Annotated in this window: 20 protein-coding genes; 6 read left to right on the top strand and 14 right to left on the bottom strand. The window is 68.3% G+C overall.

Annotated elements, in window-relative coordinates; translation table 11 throughout:
* The first annotated feature begins 23 nt into the window (after positions 1-23).
* Positions 24-986 (top strand): tripartite tricarboxylate transporter substrate binding protein, encoded by a 963-nt coding sequence (locus BLW05_RS33985; protein WP_093169132.1) that lies wholly within the window; start codon positions 24-26, stop codon positions 984-986.
* Positions 987-1,068: 82 nt separating this feature from the next.
* On the opposite strand, the gene BLW05_RS33980 is transcribed toward BLW05_RS33985, so the two are convergent.
* The 14 genes from BLW05_RS33980 to atzF all read right to left on the bottom strand — a co-directional run bounded on the left by BLW05_RS33980 (position 1,069) and on the right by atzF (position 14,538).
* Entirely contained in the window at positions 1,069-1,815 is a 747-nt protein-coding gene (locus BLW05_RS33980) for a GntR family transcriptional regulator (protein WP_093169130.1), read from the bottom strand.
* A gap of 10 nt (positions 1,816-1,825) precedes the next feature.
* Positions 1,826-2,491: a cysteine hydrolase family protein gene (locus BLW05_RS33975; RefSeq protein ID WP_093169168.1), complete on the bottom strand. Its 666-nt coding sequence runs from the start codon at positions 2,489-2,491 to the stop codon at positions 1,826-1,828.
* Between the two features lie 16 nt (positions 2,492-2,507).
* A complete protein-coding gene (locus BLW05_RS33970; RefSeq protein ID WP_093169128.1) occupies positions 2,508-4,118 on the bottom strand; it encodes an ABC transporter ATP-binding protein in 1,611 nt (536 codons plus the stop codon).
* Between the two features lie 16 nt (positions 4,119-4,134).
* Entirely contained in the window at positions 4,135-4,833 is a 699-nt protein-coding gene (locus BLW05_RS33965) for a biuret amidohydrolase (protein ID WP_093169126.1), read from the bottom strand.
* A 5-nt stretch (positions 4,834-4,838) separates the two neighbouring features.
* A complete protein-coding gene (locus tag BLW05_RS33960) occupies positions 4,839-5,759 on the bottom strand; it encodes an ABC transporter permease (RefSeq protein ID WP_093169124.1) in 921 nt (306 codons plus the stop codon).
* The gene (locus BLW05_RS33955) at positions 5,756-6,841 is read right to left on the bottom strand and encodes an ABC transporter permease (RefSeq protein WP_093169122.1); all 1,086 of its coding nucleotides are present in this window, start codon (positions 6,839-6,841) and stop codon (positions 5,756-5,758) included. The genes BLW05_RS33960 and BLW05_RS33955 overlap by 4 nt, the downstream gene beginning before the upstream one ends.
* Before the next feature lie 30 nt (positions 6,842-6,871).
* Positions 6,872-7,987, bottom strand: coding sequence for a BMP family ABC transporter substrate-binding protein (locus BLW05_RS33950; RefSeq protein WP_093169120.1), 1,116 nt, complete (start codon positions 7,985-7,987; stop codon positions 6,872-6,874).
* Positions 7,988-8,096: 109 nt separating this feature from the next.
* A complete protein-coding gene (hpxZ, locus tag BLW05_RS33945; RefSeq protein ID WP_093169118.1) occupies positions 8,097-8,477 on the bottom strand; it encodes an oxalurate catabolism protein HpxZ in 381 nt (126 codons plus the stop codon).
* Between the two features lie 11 nt (positions 8,478-8,488).
* Positions 8,489-9,913, bottom strand: a complete 1,425-nt coding sequence (locus BLW05_RS33940) for an AtzE family amidohydrolase (RefSeq protein WP_093169116.1) — start codon at positions 9,911-9,913, stop codon at positions 8,489-8,491.
* Positions 9,910-10,116 (bottom strand): AtzG-like protein, encoded by a 207-nt coding sequence (locus BLW05_RS33935; protein ID WP_177142942.1) that lies wholly within the window; start codon positions 10,114-10,116, stop codon positions 9,910-9,912. Before BLW05_RS33935 ends, BLW05_RS33940 begins: the two co-directional genes overlap by 4 nt.
* An 11-nt stretch (positions 10,117-10,127) precedes the next feature.
* A complete protein-coding gene (locus tag BLW05_RS33930) occupies positions 10,128-10,961 on the bottom strand; it encodes an ABC transporter ATP-binding protein (protein ID WP_093169112.1) in 834 nt (277 codons plus the stop codon).
* Positions 10,958-11,788, bottom strand: a complete 831-nt coding sequence (locus BLW05_RS33925; protein WP_093169110.1) for an ABC transporter permease — start codon at positions 11,786-11,788, stop codon at positions 10,958-10,960. Before BLW05_RS33925 ends, BLW05_RS33930 begins: the two co-directional genes overlap by 4 nt.
* Positions 11,789-11,792: 4 nt before the next feature.
* Positions 11,793-12,806 (bottom strand): ABC transporter substrate-binding protein, encoded by a 1,014-nt coding sequence (locus BLW05_RS33920; protein ID WP_093169108.1) that lies wholly within the window; start codon positions 12,804-12,806, stop codon positions 11,793-11,795.
* Between the two features lie 37 nt (positions 12,807-12,843).
* Positions 12,844-14,538: an allophanate hydrolase gene (gene atzF, locus BLW05_RS33915; RefSeq protein ID WP_093169106.1), complete on the bottom strand. Its 1,695-nt coding sequence runs from the start codon at positions 14,536-14,538 to the stop codon at positions 12,844-12,846.
* Positions 14,539-14,661: 123 nt separating this feature from the next.
* Here atzF and BLW05_RS33910 point away from each other — a divergent pair, with 123 nt between their 5' ends.
* From BLW05_RS33910 to BLW05_RS33890, 5 genes are all read left to right on the top strand, one after another.
* Positions 14,662-16,032 carry an AmpG family muropeptide MFS transporter gene (locus BLW05_RS33910; RefSeq protein WP_093169104.1) on the top strand — a complete coding sequence of 457 codons (1,371 nt, stop codon included), beginning with the start codon at positions 14,662-14,664 and terminating at the stop codon, positions 16,030-16,032.
* Between the two features lie 99 nt (positions 16,033-16,131).
* Entirely contained in the window at positions 16,132-17,325 is a 1,194-nt protein-coding gene (locus BLW05_RS33905; RefSeq protein WP_256330635.1) for a beta-ketoacyl-[acyl-carrier-protein] synthase family protein, read from the top strand.
* Entirely contained in the window at positions 17,322-18,128 is an 807-nt protein-coding gene (locus BLW05_RS33900; protein WP_093169102.1) for a beta-ketoacyl synthase chain length factor, read from the top strand. Before BLW05_RS33905 ends, BLW05_RS33900 begins: the two co-directional genes overlap by 4 nt.
* A 7-nt stretch (positions 18,129-18,135) precedes the next feature.
* A complete protein-coding gene (locus BLW05_RS33895) occupies positions 18,136-19,764 on the top strand; it encodes an NAD(P)/FAD-dependent oxidoreductase (RefSeq protein ID WP_093169100.1) in 1,629 nt (542 codons plus the stop codon).
* 102 nt (positions 19,765-19,866) lie between these two features.
* Positions 19,867-20,580, top strand: a complete 714-nt coding sequence (locus tag BLW05_RS33890; protein WP_093169098.1) for a response regulator — start codon at positions 19,867-19,869, stop codon at positions 20,578-20,580.
* The last annotated feature ends 6 nt before the right edge of the window (positions 20,581-20,586 follow it).

Below are 20,586 nucleotides of genomic sequence, written 5' to 3'. Positions count from 1 at the left end.
AACGAACGACGACGGAGACATCGATGCGCAAACTCACGAGATTCCTCGGCGCCATGCTGCTGGCCGCCAACGCCATGGCCGCTCATGCATGGCCGGACCAGCCCATCACGCTGGTCGTTCCCTACACGCCCGGCACCGGCATCGACCTGATCGCGCGGCAGTTGTCGGTGCGGCTGCCGGCCGCACTGGGCCAGCCGGTGATCGTCGAGAACATCGCCGGCGCGAGCGGAAACATCGGCAGCGAGAAGGTTGCGCGTGCCAAGCCCGACGGCTACACGCTGATGGTCCAGGTCAACACGCTGGTGATGAACAAGAGCCTCTACAAGTCGCTCGCCTACGACCCGGTGGCGGACTTCACGCCGGTGTCGCTCACCTCGTGGGGCACGCTGCTGCTGGTGACCAATCCGAATGTCCAGAAGACGACGACCGTGCAGCAAATGGTGGCCGCCGCCAAGGCAGCGCCGGGCAAGCTGACGTACGCGACGCCGGGCGTGGGTACGCCACACCATCTCGCGATGTCGCTCTTGATGCAGAACACCGGCACCGAGATGCTGCACGTGCCCTACAAGGGCACGGCCGGCGCGGTGACCGACCTGCTCGGCGGCCGCATCGACTACATGTTCCTGCCGGTGCACGTGGCGCTGCAGCACATCCTGGCCGGCAAGCTCAAGGCGATCGCCACCGGCAGCGACAAGCGCCTGCCGCAGTTGCCGAATGTGCCGACGCTGGCCGAGGCCGGCATCCAGGGCGGCAACGTCGACATGTGGTACGGCGTGCTTGCGCCGAAGGGCACCCCGCCCGCGGTCGTCGCGCGACTCAATAAGGAGATCGGCACGATCCTCAAGCAGCCTGAAGTCGCGACCGCCTTCGAAGCGCAGGGCATGGTGCCCGCCGCGTCGACGCCCGAGGAATTCGGCGCGCTCGTCGCGAAGGACGAAAAGCGCTGGGCCGACGTGGTGCAGCGCGGCGGAATTACCGCTGAATAAAGCTCACCCCCAGCGGCCCGGCTGAGCCGGTTCCGCGGGGTTCACCGGCTTGGTCGTCGGATCGTGCGGCGCGCGGGATCGCTCAGCGGCCGGGGCGGCGCGCGCGGCCCGCGTGCCGCGCCAGGTGCACCTGGTGCAGCGTGATCTTGCGGACCTCGGCCTGGCTCGTCTCGATGTGCGCGCGCAGCAGCATCGCCGCCTGATCGCCCCGATTCGCGCGGATCGCCTTCAGGATCTTCGCGTGCTCGTCGTAGGTCGCGTCGATGCGCGGCTGCTTGGTGAAGTCGAGCCGGCGGATGATGCGGATGCGGTCGGTCACGTCGCGGTGCACGCGCGCCATCTCGGCATTGCCGGCGGCTTCGACGAGCGCGCAGTGGAACGCCTCGTCCCATTGCGCGACCTGCACCGTGTCCGCATTGCGTTGCGCGACCGGCACCAGCCAGATCTCGGCAAGACTGTCGAGCAGGCTGCGGTCCACGCGATGGTCGCTTTCGCACAGCCGGTGCACCGCCGTGGTCTCCAGCACCATGCGCAGGTCGTAAAGCTGCTCGAACTGGTCGAAGTCGAAGGGCAGCACGCGCCAGCCGCTACGGAAGAGCACCTCGACGAAGCCCTCCTGCTGGAGCCGGAAGAGCGCCTGCCGAACCGGCGTGCGCGAGACACCCAGGCGCTCGCTGATCTCGTTCTCGGTGAAGCGGTCGCCCGGGACCAGGCTGAACTCCGCCACGTCGCGCTTGAGCTGCGCATAGACCTGGTCCGCGCGTGTGCGAAAGGCCACGTCCTGCGACGAGGTGGCGGCGGGGTCGGAAGGAGATCGAACGTTCGACACAAATCGGATGTTAGTGCTTGCCGAGCGCGCCGAGCAGTGCCTCGCTGCGGGCGGTCCAGCCGACGATCGCGCCCTGGGCGCGAATCATGTCGATGGCCGCCGCCTTGAAGGCGGGGAAATAGCTTTCGGTGCAGTCCTCGAGCAACAGACAGTCGTAGCCGCGGTCGTTGGCTTCGCGCATGCTGGTCTGCACGCAGACCTCGGTGGTCACGCCGCCAAAGAGCAGGTGCGTGATGCCGCGCCGCTTGAGCATCTCGTGCAGGCCGGTGGCGTAGAAGGCGCCCTTGCCGGGCTTGTCGACGACGATTTCGCCTTCGACCGGCGCGAGCGCGTCGATGATCTGGTTGCCCGGCTCGCCCATCACGAGGATGCGGCCCATCGGCCCCGGGTCGCCAATGCGCAAGGTCGGGTTGCCGCGATTGCGCTTGGCAGGCGGGCAGTCCGACAGATCGGGCTTGTGCGCCTCGCGCGTGTGCACGACCAGTCCGCCGGCCTCGCGCCACGCCTGGAGCGCCCGGCGCGTCGCGGGCACGATGGCTTCGAGCAGCGACACATCGTTGCCCAGCGTTTCGCCGAAGCCACCGGGCTCGATGAAATCGCGCTGCATGTCGATGAGCACGAGCGCGGTCTTCGCGAGGTCGAATTCGTAGGCGAACGGATTGGCGTCGATCTTCATGGCGATGTCCGAATGGTCACGCGGCCGCCTGGTGATGGTCCCCGCCACCCATGTGCGCACCGAGCACATGGCGCTCGGCAGTGGCGGCCGGTGTTTCGAAGACCACACGGCCCTCGCTCATCACGACGATGCGATCGGCCATCTCAAGCAGCTCATCGAGGTCCTCGCTGATGAGCAGCACACCACCGCCGCGTGCGCGAACTTGCTTGATCCGGCCGTGGATTTCGGCGACCGCCGCGAAGTCCAGCCCGAACACCGGGTTGGCCGCGATCAGCACATTGATGTCGCCCGCAAGCTCCCGCGCGAGCACCGCACGTTGCACGTTGCCACCGGACAGGCTGCGGATCGGCGCGCCCTCGCCCTGCGTCTTGACGCCGTATTCCGCAATCCAGTCGCGCGCACGGCTGCGCCAGACCGGAAAGTTGAGCACGTCCGCGCCGGTCGCCTTCCAGGCCAGCGGCGGCTGGTCGAAGTCGCGCAGCGCCATGTTCTCCGACACGCTGAGATCGCCCACGCAGGCATTGCGCAGCGGCTCTTCCGGAAGGCTGCGCACCTTCAACCGACGGTTCTCCTCGCGCCGCGCGCCGTAGGGCTCGCCCATCACCGTGACCTGCCCGCCCAGACGCGGACGCTGGCCCACCAGCGCCTCGACCAACTCACGCTGGCCATTGCCCGACACCCCGGCGATGCCGAGGATTTCGCCGCTGCGCACCTCCAGGCTGAGGTCGTGCACCGCGAGCGTGCCTCGGTCGCCTTGCGCGCGCAGGTGCTCCACCTTCAGCGCGACGCGCGCGTCTGCGCGGGTCGGCGTCACCACATGCAAGACGCGTCCCGAGGCCGGCGGCGTGTTGCCTTCGGGCGGCGGCGCTTCGCCCTCGCCCATCATGGCCGCCGCGAGCCGTGCCGGATCCGTGTCCGGCACCTTGCAGTGATGCACCGCCTTGCCGCGCCGCAGCACCGTCACGCTGTCGGCATAGGCCATCACCTCGCGGAACTTGTGCGTGATGATGAGCACCGTGCACATGCCGCTCAGCGCGAACTCGCGCACATGGCCGAGCACCTCGTCGGCCTCCTGCGGCGTCAGCACCGAAGTCGGCTCGTCGAGGATCAGCAGGCGCGGCTTCAGGTAGAGCTGCTTGAGCAGTTCGAGCTTCTGCTTCTCGCCGGCCGCAAGCTCTGCGGGACGCATGTCCAGATCGAGCGTGAACGGCGTGGTCGCGAGGAAGTCCTTCAACTCGGCGCGCTTGCGCTTCCAGTCGATCAGCGCCGGCGTCTTGCCGCCGGCCAGGAGCAGGTTCTCGGCCACCGTCATGCCCGGCGCGAGCGTGAAGTGCTGGTAGACCATGCCGATGCCGAGCGCGCGCGCGACGATCGGGTTGGCGATGTCCTGTTCGCGGCCGTCGATGAGGATGCTGCCTTCCTCCGCGCGCTGGTAGCCCGCGACGCATTTGACGAGCGTGCTCTTGCCCGCGCCGTTCTCGCCGAGCAGCGCATGCACCGTGCCGGGCTCGACGCGCATCGTCACGCGGTCCATCGCGGTGAAGCTGCCGAAGCGCTTGGTGAGCTCGTAGGTGTCCAGCGCGAGCGCGCCGGTGGCGGGAGGAATCGGATCGACGGGCGCAATCATGGTGCCGGAGCCTTTCTCAGAACGTCGCCAGTGTCTCGAGCAGCGCGCCCGAGGTCGCGTGCGCGCCGAACACGCCACCCTGCATCGTGATCATCTTGAGCGCCGCGAGATGGTTGCCGTGGTCGGTCGCGGCGGTGCAGTCCGACAGCAGCAGGCATTCGAAGCCGCGGTCGTTCGCGTCGCGCATGGTGGTGTGCACGCACACGTCGGTGGTGATGCCGGCGAGGATCAGGTTCTCGATACCGCGCGTGCGCAGCACCAGTTCGAGGTCGGTCGCGTAGAACGAGCCCTTGCCGGGTTTGTCGATGACCACTTCGCCGTCGATCGGCGCGAGCGCGGGGATGATCTCCCACCCCGGCTCGCCGCGCACCAGGATGCGGCCACAAGGGCCGTCATCGCCGATGCCCACGCCGTTCGCGCCGATCTGCCGCGAACGCCAGCGCTTGTTGGCGGGCAGGTCGGCGAGATCGGGGCGATGCCCTTCGCGCGTATGGATGATGTGGAAGCCCAGCGCCCGCATGCGCGCGAGCGTGCGGCGGATCGGCTCGATCGGCGCCTGCACCAGCGAGAGGTCGTAGCCCATCACGTCGACATAGCCGCCCTTGCCGCAGAAGTCGGTCTGCATGTCGATCACGATCAGCGCGGTGTTGTCCGGCCGCAGCGCGCCGTCGTAGGGCCACAGGTACGGGTTCGCCGCGACGTGGGTGGAGTTCATGGCGTTCATCGTGTGGAAGACAACTCGCCGGGACTGCCGACCGCCACCTTGCCCGGCTTGCAGGTCAGCACGAGGATCACGAGCGTCAGCACGTAGGGCACCGTGTTGAAGAGGTGATAGCCCCAGCCCACCCCGATCGATTGCAGCGCCGGCCCGATCGCGCCCGCGCCGCCGAAGAGCAGCGCCGCGCCGATGCATCGCAGCGGGCTCCAGCGCGCGAAGATCACCAGCGCCACCGCGATCAGGCCCTGTCCGCTGGAGATGCCTTCGTTCCAGCTCCCCGGATAGAAGAGCGTGAGCGATGCACCGCCGAGCCCCGCGATGAACCCGCCCGCCGTGGTCGCCGCGATGCGCAGCCCGGAGACCGAGTAGCCCAGCGCGCGCGTCGCGTTCGCCGAATCGCCCGCCATGCGCACGAGCAACCCGATGCGCGTGCGCGCAAAGCCCCACCACAGCAGCACCGCGAGGGCGATGCCCACCGGCACCAGCGCATTGACCTGAAGCGCCGAGCGGATGACCGGGTTGTCGCTCCAGTTGCCCAGCGGAATGGCCGGGAGCTGTGGCGCCTGCGGCTGGATCAGCGGCTTGCCGAGATAGAACGCGAGGCCGGTGCCCAGCAGCATCAGCGCGATGCCGGTCGCGACGTCGTTCACGCGGTCGAGGGAACACAGCAGGCCATGCAACAGGGCGAGCATCGCACCGACGATCGCGCCCAACAGCGCGCCGAGCCATGCGGAATCGGTGAGCCACGCGCCCCCGAACGAGGCCATCGCCGAAAGCACCAGAACGCCTTCGAGACCCAGGTTGATGCGGCCCGATTTCTCGGTGAGGCACTCGCCCAGGCTCACGAACAGGAAGGGCGCGCCGACGCGCAACGCGCCGCCGACGATCGCCGCGAACAGCGCCACCCACTGATCGGCGGTCATGGCGTGGCCTCCGTCGCAATCACGGGACTGCGCGGCGCAACGGGCGCGCGATTCTTCAGCAACGCCTTCCAGTCGACCATGCGCAGGCCTTCGCTCGCAAGGATCAGCACGAAGGCGATGCCCTGCAGCACCAGAACCGAGGCATCCGGCAATCCGAGCCGCCGCTGCAGCAGGCTGCCTGCCGCACCGAATCCGCCGAACAGGATCGCCACCGGGATGATGGCCACCGGGTTGTGCCGCGCGATGAACGAAACGAGGATGCCCGCATAGCCGTAGCCGGCGATCAACGAAGCATTCGCATTGGTGTGCACTGCGGCCACTTCGACCGCGCCCGCCACGCCGGCGCACGCGCCGCCGAGGCCGCATGCCGCAAGGATCAGTCGATTGGCCGGCAATCCGACGAGTTGCGCGGTGCGCGGATTGCCGCCGACCACACGCACGGAGAAGCCCGAGGCGGTGAATCGCAGCCACAGACCCGAGGCGAGGCAGGCGACGATGCCGATCACCAGCCCCCAATGCACATCCGAGCCGCCGATGCCGCCGATCCCGAGGCCCTCCGCCAGCGATCGCGTCGCCGGCTTGTTGAGGCTCGCGGGATCGCGCAGCGCGCCCTCGACGAAGTGCTTGAAGAAGCCGATCGCCACGTACGCAAGCAGCAGGCTGCTGATGGTCTCGTTGATGCCGCGGTACTGGCGCAGCCAGCCGGCGAGTGCAATCCATGCAGCACCGGCGATCGCACCCGCGACGCACAGCGCGAAAGTCCCGGCGACATTGGCGGGCAGCGGCATCACGTAGGGCAAGGCAGCGCAGGCCAACCCGCCGAGCACCAGCGCGCCCTCGCCGCCGATGATGACCAGCCCTGCGCGCGCCGGAATCGCGACGCACAGCGCGGTGAGCATCAACGGCGCCGAGCGCTGCAACGTGTTCTGCCACGAGAACCAGTCGCCGAACGCGCCCTTGAAGAGGATGACCCACACATCCACCGGGCTGACGCCGGCGAACCAGACGAACACGCCGAACAGCAGCAGCGCCGCCGCGATGGCGAACACCGGCAGGGCGATCTCTTTCAATGCGCTGGGCATCGTCGGCTCGCGGTGCTGGAGTTGTGCGCCTTAGCCGACCGAGCCGACGACGCCTTCGACGAGGTAGTTCATCTTCTCCAGTTCGAGATCGGTCTGCTTCAGCGTCTTGCCGGCCGCGATCACGACATTGCCCTTGTTGTCCTTGAGCGGCCCCTGGAAGATGTCGAAGCTGCCCGCGAGCATCTTGGCCTTGATGTCGTCGGCGTTCTTCTTCGCGGCATCCGTCACCATCGAACCGTAGGGCGACATCTTCACGTAGCCCTCTTTCAGCCCGCCGCGCAGGAAGTTGGGATGCGGCTTGCCGGTCTGCGCCGCATCGATGATCGTCTTGTAGGCAGTGAGCCAGTTCCATTCGGCGCCGGTCAGGTAGGCGGCGGGCGCCAGCTTGGCCTGGCTCGCGTGGTAGCCGCAGACCATCTTCCCGCGCTTGGCTGCGGTCTCGACCACCACCTTCGGGCCGTCGACGTGCATCGTGAACACATCGCAACCCTGGTCCGCGAGGCTGTTGGTCGCTTCCGCTTCCTTCACGGCCATCGACCAGTCCCCGGTGAAGATCACGCTGCAGGTAATGTTCGGCTTGACCGAGCGCGCGCCCATCGTGAAGGCGTTGATGTTGCGCAGCACCTGCGGGATCGGCTTGGCGGCGACGAAGGCGATCTTGTTGCTCTTGGTCATGTGGCCCGCGACCACGCCGTTGAGGTACTGGCACTCGTCGATGTAGCCGAAGAAGCTGCCGACGTTCTTCGGGTGCTTGCCCTCGGTCCAGAGGCCGCCGCAGTGCGAGAAGCGCACATCGGGGTTCTTCGGCGCGACCGCGAGGATGTGCGGGTCGAAGTAGCCGAAGGAGGTCGGGAAGAGCAGCGACGCGCCGTCCTGCGCGATCATGCCGGTCATCGTCTTCTGCACGGCGGCGGTCTCGGGCACGTTCTCTTCCTCGACCACCTTGATGCCGGGCATCTTCTTGAGCTCGGCGGCCGCCTGCGCATGCGCCTGGTTGTAGCCGTAGTCGTCACGCGGGCCGACGTAGATCACGCCGACGGTCATCGGCTTCTGCGCGCTGGCGAGCGCACTCCAGCCGCCGAGCGTCGTCGCCGACGCAAGTGCTGCAAGGGACTTGAGGGAATCGCGACGATTGAACTGGCTCATGGTGCAGGCTCCTGGAAGTGAGGGGGCGGAGTGGCGTCGAGGCCTAACTTGGATACAAGTTGGTGTGCATAAACCGTACCAGCGGAAACGAACCGAAATGGGACCGGAATCAGCCCAGAAGGCTCACGTGCGCGGCCACCACGCGCCAGCCTTGGGCGGTGCGCATCCATGTCTGGCTCTGACGCCCCGTCCTTGTGCTTCCCTCGCGACGGAATTCGATGTTGGCGGTCGCGAAGTCGAGGCCATAGGTGGTGATCACGGTGCGCAGGATCTCGCGCGCGAGGCCCTGCGCCGGACGTGCGGCGCGGAACGCCTGGATCTCGGCATAGCCATAGAGGTTTTCGGTCGCGCCGTAGCGCAACGTGTGCGGGCTGTCCCAGAACAGCCCGTCGAGCACATCGACCTTGTTGTTCACCAGCGCGTCTTCGTAGCGATCGAAGGCGGCGGTGACCTCGGCCACGACCTCGGGGAGATTGATCAGGGGTGTCATCGTTCGGGCCTTCAAAGCGGTGCGACTGGCGCCTGCGCAACACCCGCCGATTCGAGCATTGCGGCAACGCGCAGCACCAGGTCTTCGCGCCACGGCGCAGCGATCACCTGCACGCCGATCGGCAGGCTGGGATGCGCGCCCCACACCGGCACCGCGCACACCGGCAGTCCGATGCACGAGATCGGCTGCGTCAGCACGCCCATGTTGGGGCGCACTGGCAGCCGCTGGCCGTTGAGCTCGAACCATTCGGCGCCGATCGGCGTCGCGGCGCAGGGTGTCGCGGGCGCCAGCAGGATGTCGAAGCGATCCAGAAGGCGTGCGACCTGCTCCGCATAGAGCCGCCGCACACGCTGCGCACGCGCGACCCACGCGGCCGGCAGCAGCGCGCCCGCGAGAAAGCGATCGCGCGACAGCGGTTCGAAGTCCTGTGCACGGGTGCGCAGGTCCGGCAGATGCAGTGCTGCACCTTCGGCATTGGTGATGAGGAATGCCGCCGCGCGTCCCGCCTCGACCATCGGCAGTTCCACCGTGTGATTCGCACCCAGCGCCTGTGCGACGGCATCGACCGCGGTGATCGCCTCGGGCTGCGCGCGTTCGCGGAACCAGCCGCCGAGCACGCCGATCCGCAGCCCGTGCAGGCCGTGGCCCAGTGCCGGCGATGCCAGCTCGATGGTCCGCTGAGCGCACCCGGGATCGCGCGGCCCCAGTGTCTCGGGGCCTTGCATCGCGTCGTAGGCGGCAGCCAGGTCACGAACCGAGCGCGCGAACGGCCCGAGATGATCGAGGCTCGACACGAAGGGATAGCTGCCCGTGCGCGGCAGTCTCCCGAAGGTCGGCTTGAGCCCGAACACGCCACACAGCGATGCGGGCACGCGGATCGATCCATTGGTGTCCGACCCGAGCGTGATCGGCACCTGCCCCGCCGCCACCGCGGCGCCGGAGCCGCCGGACGATCCGCCGGCGATGCGCGAGAGGTCGTGCGGGTTGTGCGCCGCGCCGACGTGACTGTTCTCGGTCGTGAAGCCGTAGGCGTACTCGTCCATGTTGAGCGCGCCGACCAGCACCGCGCCGGCGCTTTCCAGCCGGCGCACGAGCGTTGCATCGCTGCGTGCCGGCGTGGCCTCCCGCTCGATCTTCGATCCCGCGAGCGTCGGCAGGCCGGCGATGTCGAAGAGGTTCTTCACCGCGAAGGGCACGCCCAGCAGCGGCAGTTCGCGCGTACGCTCGCTCCGGTCCGAAGCGAGCGATTCGTCGATTTGCGCCGCGCGCCGCAATGCGCGCTCGCGGACCACGTCGGTGAACGCGTTCACGCGCACGTCGGTGGCGGCGATGCGATCAAGGCTCGCCTGCACGAGATCGCTGGCACGCACCACGCCCGAGCGCACGGCCTGGGCCATCGTCGTGGCGTCCTTGAGCACGATCTCGGCGGCCTTCATTGCTCTTTCTCCCTCGGCGCGACAGGCGAGAAGTTCACTGCGGGCTCGTCATGCGGCTCCAGCGGCACCGCTTCGACAACTGCAGCGAACTCCGCCGCGAGCGCGAAGTAGCGAACGACACCCGCCCGATGGTTGGGCCGCAGCCGCAAGCCAAGCGCCGCGGCTGCGGCATCGACGTACGTCTCGATCTGAACAGGCGTCATGGCGGCTCCTGTCATCGACGCACTTCGCGCTGGAAGATCTCCAGGCTCAGCTTCTTCATGGCGACGAAGCTCGCCGAGCTCAAGGTTTCAAGCGTGCGCGGCCGCTCGTCCCGGTAGTCGAGGATCTCCGCGACCTTCGTCGGCCGCTTCGTCAGCAGCAGCACCTGGTCCGCGAGGTACACCGCTTCCTCGAGATCGTGCGACACCAGCAGCATCGTGGTGCCGGTCTGCATGAAGACTTCCTGCAGCTTCTCGCGGATGAAGAGCGTCATCTCGAAGTCGAGCGCGGAAAACGGCTCGTCGAGGAACAGCACCTCCGGGTTCGGCGCCAGCGCCCGCATGATCGAGGCCGTCTGCTGCTGCCCGCCCGAAAGCTCGTAGGGATAGCGATTGAGGTCGAACTTGACGTCGAACGAGGCCACGAGCTCCTGCATGCGGCGGTCGACTTCCACCTTCGAGCGGCCTTCGAGCTTCAGCGGATAGGCGATGTTGTCGATGGTCCGCATCCACGGGAACATCGCTTCGCGGTAGTTCTGGAAGACATAGCCGATCTTGGTGTCCTTGAGCGACTTGCCGTCGAACAGGATCTCGCCCGCGTCGATCGGGATCAACCCCGCGATCATGTTGATCAGCGTGGACTTGCCGCAGCCGTTGGGGCCGAAGACCGAGACGATCCTGTTCTTCGGGATGTCGAGGTCGAAGTTCTCGTACAGCGGCCAGCCCGCAAAGTACTTGGTGAGCCCGCGGATCGTGATGTGCGTGCCCGCCGGCCCCGGCTGGAAGACAGGCGCCGGCACATCGGCGTACACCGGCCCGTTGACGACGTTTCCGGTGGTGGCTCTCATCGTCCGCTCCAGTGCACGATGCGGCGCTCGGCCAGCAGGAAGAGGATGTTCAGCGCATAGCCCAGCGCGCCCGCCGCGAGGATCGATGCGTACATGTCCTTCACGTTCATCACCTGCTGCGAGTTGATGATGCGATGACCCAGGCCGCTGTCGGAGCCGATGAACATCTCGGCCACGATCACGATCACCAGCGCCATCGAGACCGCGGAGCGCAGTCCGACAAAGCTCGGCTGCAGGCTCTCCCACACCAGCACGTCGCGGAAGATCTGCCAGCGCGATGCGCCCATCACCTTCGCGGCCATCACCCGCTGCTTGCGTGCGTTCATCACGCCATAGGCGCTGTTGAACACCACGATCAGCATGGCGCCGAACGCGGCGATCGCGACCTTGTTGACGTCGGAGACGCCGAAGATCATCAGGAAGAGCGGGATGAGTGCCGACGACGGGGTGGAGCGGAAGAAGTCGATCAGGAACTCGACGCTGCGATACGCCTTCTCGTTGCTGCCGAGCAGCACGCCCAGCGGCACGCCGACCACCGCCGCGATCATGAAGGCCTGCAACGTGCGCCATACGGTGACCGCGAAGTCGGTCAAGAGCGCCCCACCCGCCAGCCCGGCGATCAGCGTTGCGATGGTGTCGGAGGGCATCGGCAGCAGGATCGCCTTGATGAAGCCGAGCCGCACCGCGAGATCCCAAATGACGAAGAGCACCGCCGGGCCTATGAAAGGAAGGGCCTTGCCCCAGTGAGATCCGCGCGGCGGCGCGGCGGCTTGCGATGCGGCGGGCGCGGCCCAGGGCGCGGCGCCAGTGGGTGCGGGGCTGCTCATCGCATCACCCCTTGTAGAGCATCGTGTCGACCATCAGGCGCGACGAGAAGATGCCCTTTTCCGAGAACAGGTCGAAGAACTTCTGGAAGTACGCGACGTCGGCCGGCGTGAACTCGTTGTACATGGTGTAGGCCGCGAGCGGCACCTCCGCGGTGAGCGGGCCTTCGATCGCGGTGTAGCCCTTGAGGTACTGGCGCGCTTCGGCCGGCTTGCTGCGCACGAACGCCACGCCCTGGCCGTAGGCGGTGATGAACTTCTTCGCGGCTTCGGGGTTCTTCTTGATGAACGCGGAGGTGAGCGATGCCGAGCCGCCGAACCACGGCGCCATCGGATCACCGAGCACGTACTTCGCGATCACGCCGGCTTCGAGCACGCGGGTGCTGCCGTTGAGGCGGCCGATGGTGCCGGTGGGCTCCAGCGTGTAGCAGCCATCGACCTGCCCCGCCGCGAGCGAGGCGACGTGCTGGCCGATCGGCAACTCGACGACGGTCGCGCCGGTCGCGCCGCCGCGTTCGAGGATGGTCTTGGCCAGCGTCACGTTCTGGATGCCGGGGCCCGAGGCGACGCGCTTGCCCTTGAGGTCGGCCATGGTCTTGGCGGTGCTGGCGGCAGGCACCAGCATCTGGTCGAGCACGTTCTTCGCGTTGCTCGGGTTGGAGCAGAAGATCTTGAAGCTGCCCGGCGCCGCGATCTCGCCGATCGCGATGTTGGCCGAGCCGGTGCCGTTGGCGCTGCCGTCGCAGCGGTCGGAGAGCATCGCTTCCATGATCTGCTGCGCGCCGGCGAAGCGCTGCACTTCGACGTCGAGCCCGGCGCTCTTGAAGTAGCCCTGCTCCACCGCCGCATAGAAAGGCAGGCCCGCCGCGATGGGCCAGTAGCCGATGCGGATCTTGGGCGATGCCTGCGCGCGCACCAGCACCGGCGCGGCGAGCACGGCGAGGCCGGCCGCGCCGGCCTGGAGCACGCGACGGCGCGAGGCCGGCGCTGGGAGAGTCGGGGGAGTGTCGGAACGGGCCATGGAGGACTCCAGAGAGTTCGAGGTTGGATACGGGGATTCAGGCGGTCTGTGTGGCGCGCGAGGCGATGTAGGCGCGCCATCCGCCGTGGTGCGTGATGTCTTCCGCGCCCTGCACGGCCAGCGCTTCGCAGAGAAAGCCCTGCACGCTGCTGCCATCGGCGAGCGTCAGGCTTCCGATGCCGAGCGGCGCCGGGATGAGCGCGACAAAGCTGCCGTAGTGCACGAGCGGCATCTCCCAGATCTCGACCGCAATCGCCGCGCCTTCGCCCGAGGGCACGCGCAGCAGCCCGGGTTTGGGCGGGACGGTGCCGGGCAGTGCATAGAGGCGGTACTGCGGCGCGGTGTGCGTCGCGCGCAGCAGCCGGGCACCGCGTTCGATCAGTTGGCCGTTGAGCGGCATCCCGGACAGATGTGCGCCGACCATGGCGACGCGTACCGTCGGGGCCGGCGCAATGATCGGCAACGGCTGCGGCGCGGGCATCGGCTCGCCCGTCGCGCCGAGCGGCAGGCCGGTGGAATGGTGAAAGCGCTGGCCCAGCTCGGCCAGCTGGAAGTCGCTGCCGCAGGGGCCGATGATCGTGATGCCGAACGGCAGGCCATCCTCGCGGATGCTCGCGGGCACCGAGATCGCCGCGTAGTCGAGCAGGTTCACGAAGTTCGTGTACTCGCCCAGGTTGCGGTTGAGGGCGACCGGGTCGGCCCGCATCGCTTCGATCGTGTAGTGGGTCGGCGCGGTCGGCACCAGCAGCACGTCGATGCCGTCCCACAGCGCGGCGGCGCGCTGGGCCAAGGCCTGCAGCTTCACGCGTGCATCGACGAAATCGGCGGCGCTGTAGTCCCGCCCCTGCGCGAGGATGCCGCGCACCGGCTCGATGACTTCAGTCTCGTGCGCATCGAAGAATTCGCGCACCGCGGCGTAGCGTTCGGCCACCAGCGCACTTTCGTAGAGCAGTGAGGCCGCTTCGGCGAGCGGCGCGTAATCGATCTCGACCGGCGTGCCGCCCAGTGCGCGCATCTGCTCGATCGCCTGCGCGAAGGCCCGCTGCGCCTGCACGTCGCCGAAGAAGCGCAGCACCGACGGCACGCCGAAGCGGAAGTTCGCCGGCAGCGGCTGCGTGGCGAGCGCGAGCCCGCGCGAATACGGATCGCCCGCGTCGAAGCCCATCGCGGCCTCGAGCACTCGCGCCGCGACATCGACGGTGCGGGCGAAGATCGACACGCAATCCACGCTCTGCGCCGCCGGCACCACGCCGCGCGCGCTCACCAGGCCGCGCGACGGCTTGATGCCGACGATGTTGTTGAGCCCCGCCGGCACGCGGCCGGAGCCGGCGGTATCGGTGCCGAGCGAGAAATCGGCCTCGCCCTTGGCCACCACGACGGCCGACCCCGAACTCGAGCCGCCCGAAACGTAGCGCGCGTCGAAGCTGTTCGGCACCGCGCCGTAGGGCGAGCGCGTGCCGTTGAGGCCGCAGGCGAACTGGTCCAGATTGGTCTTGCCCAGCAGGAGCGCACCGGCGTCGAGCAGCCGCTGCACCACCGTTGCGTGCGCCACCGGTGTGCGCGAGAAGGCGGGGCATGCGGCCGTGGTCGGCACGCCGGCCACGTCGATGTTGTCCTTGGCCGCAAAGCGCAGGCCGGCCAGCGGGCCGCTTGCGGCCGTCTTCACCGGCGAGGCGAGCCGCGTGATCCACGCCGGCCCGGCTGCGTCATCCGTTTGCTCGTGCACCATCATTAAGCATCCCGTCTTGTGTACAAGATCCCTTGCAAGCGGTATGCCAGCGGAAGCACGCGCATCGCGACGAGGAGACCCCGACGCAAGCGGGAATAATGGGAGAACCCTGATCAACGCCCCTCCATGTCCGCACCACCGGCTGCCGAAGCCCCCCCTTCCCTGCCCTGGCGCGACGCGCTGAAGGTCTATCTCGAACCCGCCACGCTGCGCATGCTCGCGCTCGGCTTCTCGGCGGGGCTGCCGCTGCTGCTGGTACTGGGCACGCTGAGCTTCCGCCTCCGCGAAGCGGGCATCGACCGCACCACCATCGGCTTCCTGAGCTGGGTCGGCCTGGCCTACGGCTTCAAGTGGGCCTGGGCGCCGCTGGTGGACCGGGTGCCGGTGCCACCGTTCACCACCCTCCTGGGCAGGCGGCGCGGCTGGCTGCTGATCGCGCAGTTCGCGGTGATCGCGGGCCTGTGCGGCATGGCCTTCAACGATCCGCGCGACGGCCTGCCGCCGCTGGTGTGGTGCGCGGTGGCGGTCGCCTTCGGTTCGGCGACGCAGGACATCGCGCTCGACGCCTTCCGCATCGAGTCCGCCGCCGCACGCAAGCAGGCGGCGCTGGCCGCGGCCTACCAGACGGGCTACCGCCTCGCGATGATCTGGGCGGGTGCAGGCGTGCTGTGGATCGCCGCCTGGGCCGAGCTGCCGGGCCTGGCCGGCTACCAGAACGGCGCCTGGAAGTTCGCCTACCTCGTGATGGCCGGCTCGATGGCGGTGGGCGTGATCACGGTGCTGCTGTCGCCCGAGCCGGTGCGCGCGGCGATGCCGAAGCCGAAGAACGCGGGCGAGTGGCTCGAAAGCGTGCTGATCGAGCCCTTCGCCGACTTCATCCGCCGCTACCGTTGGCAGGCGGTGCTGATCCTCTCGCTGATCGCGGTCTATCGCATCAGCGACGTGGTGATGGGCATCATGGCCAACCCGTTCTACGTCGACATGGGCTTCACCAAGGACGAGGTCGCCACGGTCAGCAAGATCTACGGCGTGATCATGACCCTGGTCGGCGCATTCGTCGGCGGCGTACTGTCGATGCGGCTCGGCGTCATGCGCGTGCTGATGCTGGGGGCGGTGCTCAGCGCCGCGAGCAACCTGCTGTTTGCCGGGCTCGCCACGCGCGGGCACGACCTCACCGCGCTGGTGCTGGTGGTGTCGGCCGACAACCTCGCCGGCGGGATCGCCTCGGCGGCCTTCATCGCCTATCTGTCGAGCCTGACGAACGTGAGCTACTCGGCCACGCAGTACGCGCTGTTCAGCTCGCTGATGCTCCTCTTGCCCAAGTTCATCGCCGGGTATTCGGGTGCGTTCGTGGACGCCTTCGGCTACCACGCCTTCTTCATCGGCACGGCCGCACTGGGTGTGCCGGTGCTGTTACTGGTGGCGCTGGCATCGCGCACCTACACCAACGGCGCCGCGAAGGGGAAGGAAGAGGCGCCCGACCCGGCCGCGACCTGACGGGCGCCCTGCGGCAGAGCGGGCGGTTGCATCCAGATCGCCGGTAGCTGTTAGTCTTAAAGGTTTCGCGCCGGAGCGCTTTTGCACACTACTTTTACCGTGTCACCTTCCCGCATCCCTCCCCTGCGAGTCAGCGCCTACACCGCCACGTCGGCGGTCGGCGTGGGCAAGGGCCCGCTTCTGGCGGCGCTCGAACAATCGAAGAGCGGCCTTCGCGCCAATGATTTCGGCCCCACGCCGCTGCCGACCTGGATCGGCCGCGTCGACGGCCTCGAAGAACTCAGGCTGCCGGACGAACTCGCAAGCTGGGATTGCCGCAACAACCGCCTCGCGTGGCTCGGCCTCCAGCCCGACGGCTTCATCGAAGCGGTGGCCGCTGCACGGAAGCGCTATGGCGCGGACAGGATCGCGCTGATCCTCGGCACCTCGACCTCGAGCATCGGCGAGACCGAAGCGGCCTATACCGAGCTCGACAACGGTGCCTTTCCGGCCCACCAGCACCGGCCCAAGGTGCACACGCCGCATTCGCTCACCATGTTCGTGCAGGACGCGCTCGGCCTCGAAGGCCCGGCGGAGACGATCTCCACCGCCTGCTCGTCGAGCGGCAAGGTGTTCGCCTCGGCCGAGCGGCTGATCCGGCTCGGGCTGGTCGACGCGGCCGTGGTCGGCGGCGTGGACACCCTCTGCGGCAGCGTGCTCTTCGGCTTCAACTCGCTCGAACTGGTGTCGCCCGAACCGTGCCGGCCCTTCGATGCGGGCCGCAACGGCATCAGCCTCGGCGAAGCCGCAGGCTTCGCGCTGCTCGAACGCGGCGAAGGTCCGCTCGAGCTGCTGGGCTACGGCGAAGCGAGCGACGCACACCACATGTCCACCCCGCACCCCGAAGGCCTGGGCGCCGAGCGCGCGCTCGACGACGCGCTGTCGCGCGCCGGGCTTCAGCCCAAGGACATCGACTACATCAACATGCACGGCACCGCGAGCACCAAGAACGACGAAGTGGAAGGCGCGCTGGTCGCGCGGCGCTTCCCTGAGACCACCCACGCCAGTTCGACCAAGGGCTTCACGGGCCACACGCTGGGTGCGGCGGGCATCGTCGAGGCCGTGATCAGCCTGCTCGCGATCGAGACGGGCCTCAAGCCCGGCACCGTCAACACCACGACGCTGGACGCCGAGTGCGGCCCGCAGATCAAGCTGCAGCCGGCGCGCGGCGAGGTGCGCCATGCGCTGAGCAATTCCTTCGGCTTTGGCGGCAACAACTGCGCGCTGATCTTCGGCAAGGGAGCCGCAGCATGAGCGTGAAGACTCCGACCGTCTACATCGAAGGACCGGCCTTCTGGGCGCCCGCGCTGCCTGGCTGGGACGTCGCGCGCGCCGTCTTCCGCGGCGAGGGCCAACCCGTCGATCCGCCGGCCAAGCGGCCGTCGCCGCAGGTGCTCGCGCCCGCCGAGCGCCGCCGCGCACCCGACACCGTCGCGCTGTCACTCGAAGTCGCGGCGGCCGCGGTCGCCGGCGCGGGCCGCAACGCGGCAGACCTGCCGTGCGTGTTCGCATCGGCGCACGGCGACCTCGGCATCAACGACTACATGTGCAGCACGCTCGCGGCCGATCCGAAGCTGCTGTCGCCGATCAAGTTCCACAACTCGGTGCACAACGCGGCCGTGGGCTACTGGACCATCGGCACCGGCTGCATGGCGGCGAGCAACTCGCTGACGGCTTACGAAAGCACCTTCGCGTCCGGCCTCCTCGAAGCGGCGGCGCAGTGCGCGGCCGACCAGCGCGCGGTGCTGCTCGTCGGCTACGACATGCCCGCCGTGGGCGCGCTCGCGTCCGTGACGAAGAGCCGCGGCCTGCTGGCCGTCGCGATGGTCATTTCGCCCGAGCGCACCGACCGCTCGGTGGCGTCGATCGACTGGTCGCTCGCCAGCGGAGCGGCAAGCGCCACCGCGCTGCGCACCGATGCCGCACGCGCGCTCAGCGACAACGCGATGGCCGATGCGCTGCCGGTGTTCGAAGCGCTGGCGCGCGGCGATGCCGAATCGCTGCGCCTGCCGCTGTCGGACAAGCTCTCCCTGCAACTCGCGCTGCAACCCTGCTGAGACCGCCATGACCGCCACCGCCGCCCACCACGACGTCGTGATCACAGGTGGCGGGCTGGCCGGGCTCACGCTGGCGCTGCAGCTCAAGCAGCAGTTCGCCGACATCGACGTGGTGGTGCTCGAGCGCCGGAGCCACCCCGTGCCGCATGCCGCGCACAAGGTGGGCGAGTCGTCGGTGGAGATCGGCGCGCACTACTTCGACACGGTGCTCGGCCTCGGGCCGCACATGCGCGGCGCGCAGCTGCGCAAGTTCGGCTTCCGCTTCTTCTTCAGCGAAGGGCGGCGCGATATCGATGCAGTGACGGAGATCGGCGCCAGCCGCTATCTCTCGGTGCCGAGCTACCAGATCGATCGAGGCATCTTCGAGAACTATCTCGCCGAGGAAGCCGCGCATCGGGGCGTGCGCTTCATCGACGGCGCCACGGTGCGCCGCATCGACCTGGCCGACGACGCGCGATCGCCGCATCGCATCGAATGGACGCGCGGCGGCGAGACCCATGCGATGCACGCCCGCTGGCTGGTCGACGCCTGCGGCCGCGCCGGCCTGCTCAAGCGCAAGCTCGGGCTCGCGCAGCCCAACGCGCACGAATGCAACGCGGTCTGGTTCCGCATCGGCGAGCGCATCACCATCGACGACTGGTCCGACGACCCGGCCTGGCGCACGCGCTGCGAGCCGCAGGCGCGGTGGCTGTCGACCAACCATCTCGTCGGCGCGGGCTACTGGGTGTGGCTGATCCCGCTGGCCTCGGGCTCGCACTCGGTCGGCATCGTGGCAGATCCGCGGCTGCATCCGATCGAGAAGATGGACAGCTTCGACAAGGCGATGGACTGGTTCCGCACCTGGCAGCCGCGCCTTTTCGACGAGCTCGACGGCAAGCGCCATCTGCTGCAGGACTTCGCCTTCTTCCGTCGCTTCTCGTACGGCTGCAAGCAGGTCTTCTCGGCCGACCGCTGGGCACTCACCGGGGAGGCCGGGCTCTTCCTCGACCCGTTCTATTCGCCGGGCAGCGACTTCATCGCGATCGGCAACACCTACATCGCAGACCTCATCGCACGCGACCGCGAAGGGCTGGCGCTGGAGGCCCGTGCGCAGCTCTACGACCAGATCTACCACTCGTTCTACGAGAGCACGCTGGCCCTCTACACCGACCAGTACGCGCTGTTCGGCGACCCGGAGGTGCTGCCGGTCAAGGTGATCTGGGACTACACCTACTACTGGGGCGTGCTGTCGCAGATCTTCTTCCAGCAGCGCCTGACCGACGTCGCGCTGCTCGGCCAGTTGCGCAACGAGCTCCAGCATTGCCAGCAGCTGAACTTCGCGATGCAGGACTTCCTGCGCGCCTGGTCCGCGGTGAGCAGCCGGCGCAATCCGCCGGTGCTGCTCGACCATGCCGCCCTGCCGTGGTTCGCGGAGCTGAACCGCAGCCTCACGGACCGCCTCGACGACCGGGCCTTCGTCAAGCGGTTGAGGGATTCGGCAACGCGGCTGGACCTGCTTGCGACCGAGATCCTCGAACGCGCGACGCTCGACCATCCCGCGCTGGAGGCCGGCAGGCTGCGCACGGTGCTCGACGAGCGCCCCGCTGCCGCCCTCGGCGACAGCCCCCGCGAATCGATGCTTTTCGCGCCGGCCTGAAATATCCGGCGAAAGACGTTTACCGAACTTTACGTTGCGTTCAAGCCCGCTTGGCGGCGGGCGACGAACCTTGCAGCATGCCGCCCCGCGGAGGGAATAACGATGAGCACGCCCCAACTCCTGATGATCGAAGACGACACCCGCCTGGCGCAGATGGTGGGTGAATACCTGACCCAGTCGGGTTTCGGCTTCAGCCACGCCGCAGACGGCGCCACCGGCCTCGATTTGCTGCAGCAGCGCACGCCCGATCTCGTGATCCTCGACCTGATGCTGCCGGACACCGACGGCCTCGAGGTCTGCCGCCGCATCCGCGCGCTGCCCAACGGGCTCGCCAAGGTATCGGTGCTGATGCTCACCGCCAAGGGCGATCCGATGGACCGCATCATCGGGCTCGAGATCGGCGCCGACGACTACCTGCCCAAGCCCTTCGAGCCGCGCGAACTGCTCGCCCGCATCCGCGCGGTGCTGCGCCGCCGCGGCGAGAGCCCGGCCGATGCGACCGCGCCTTCGGTGATGCGCTTCGGCTCCCTCGAGATCGACCGCAACGCACGCACCGTGACGGTGAGCGGCGAGCCGGCGGACCTCACCTCCTACCAGTTCGACCTGCTTACCGCCATGGCCGAACGCGCCGGCCGCGTGCTCACGCGCGACCAGATCATGGAAGCCGTGCGCGGCCGCGAGCTCGAAGCCTTCGACCGCTCGATCGACGTGCACATGGGCCGCATCCGCGCCGCAATCGAGGCCGACGCCAAGAACCCCAAGCGCATCCTCACCGTGCGCGGCGTGGGCTACGTGTTCGCCAAGCAGCAAGACTAGGCGCGG

Origin of the sequence: Variovorax sp. YR216, from assembly GCF_900107745.1 — a bacterium.
Taxonomy (GTDB): domain Bacteria; phylum Pseudomonadota; class Gammaproteobacteria; order Burkholderiales; family Burkholderiaceae_C; genus Variovorax.
This window is presented reverse-complemented; position numbering and strand designations above follow the sequence as displayed.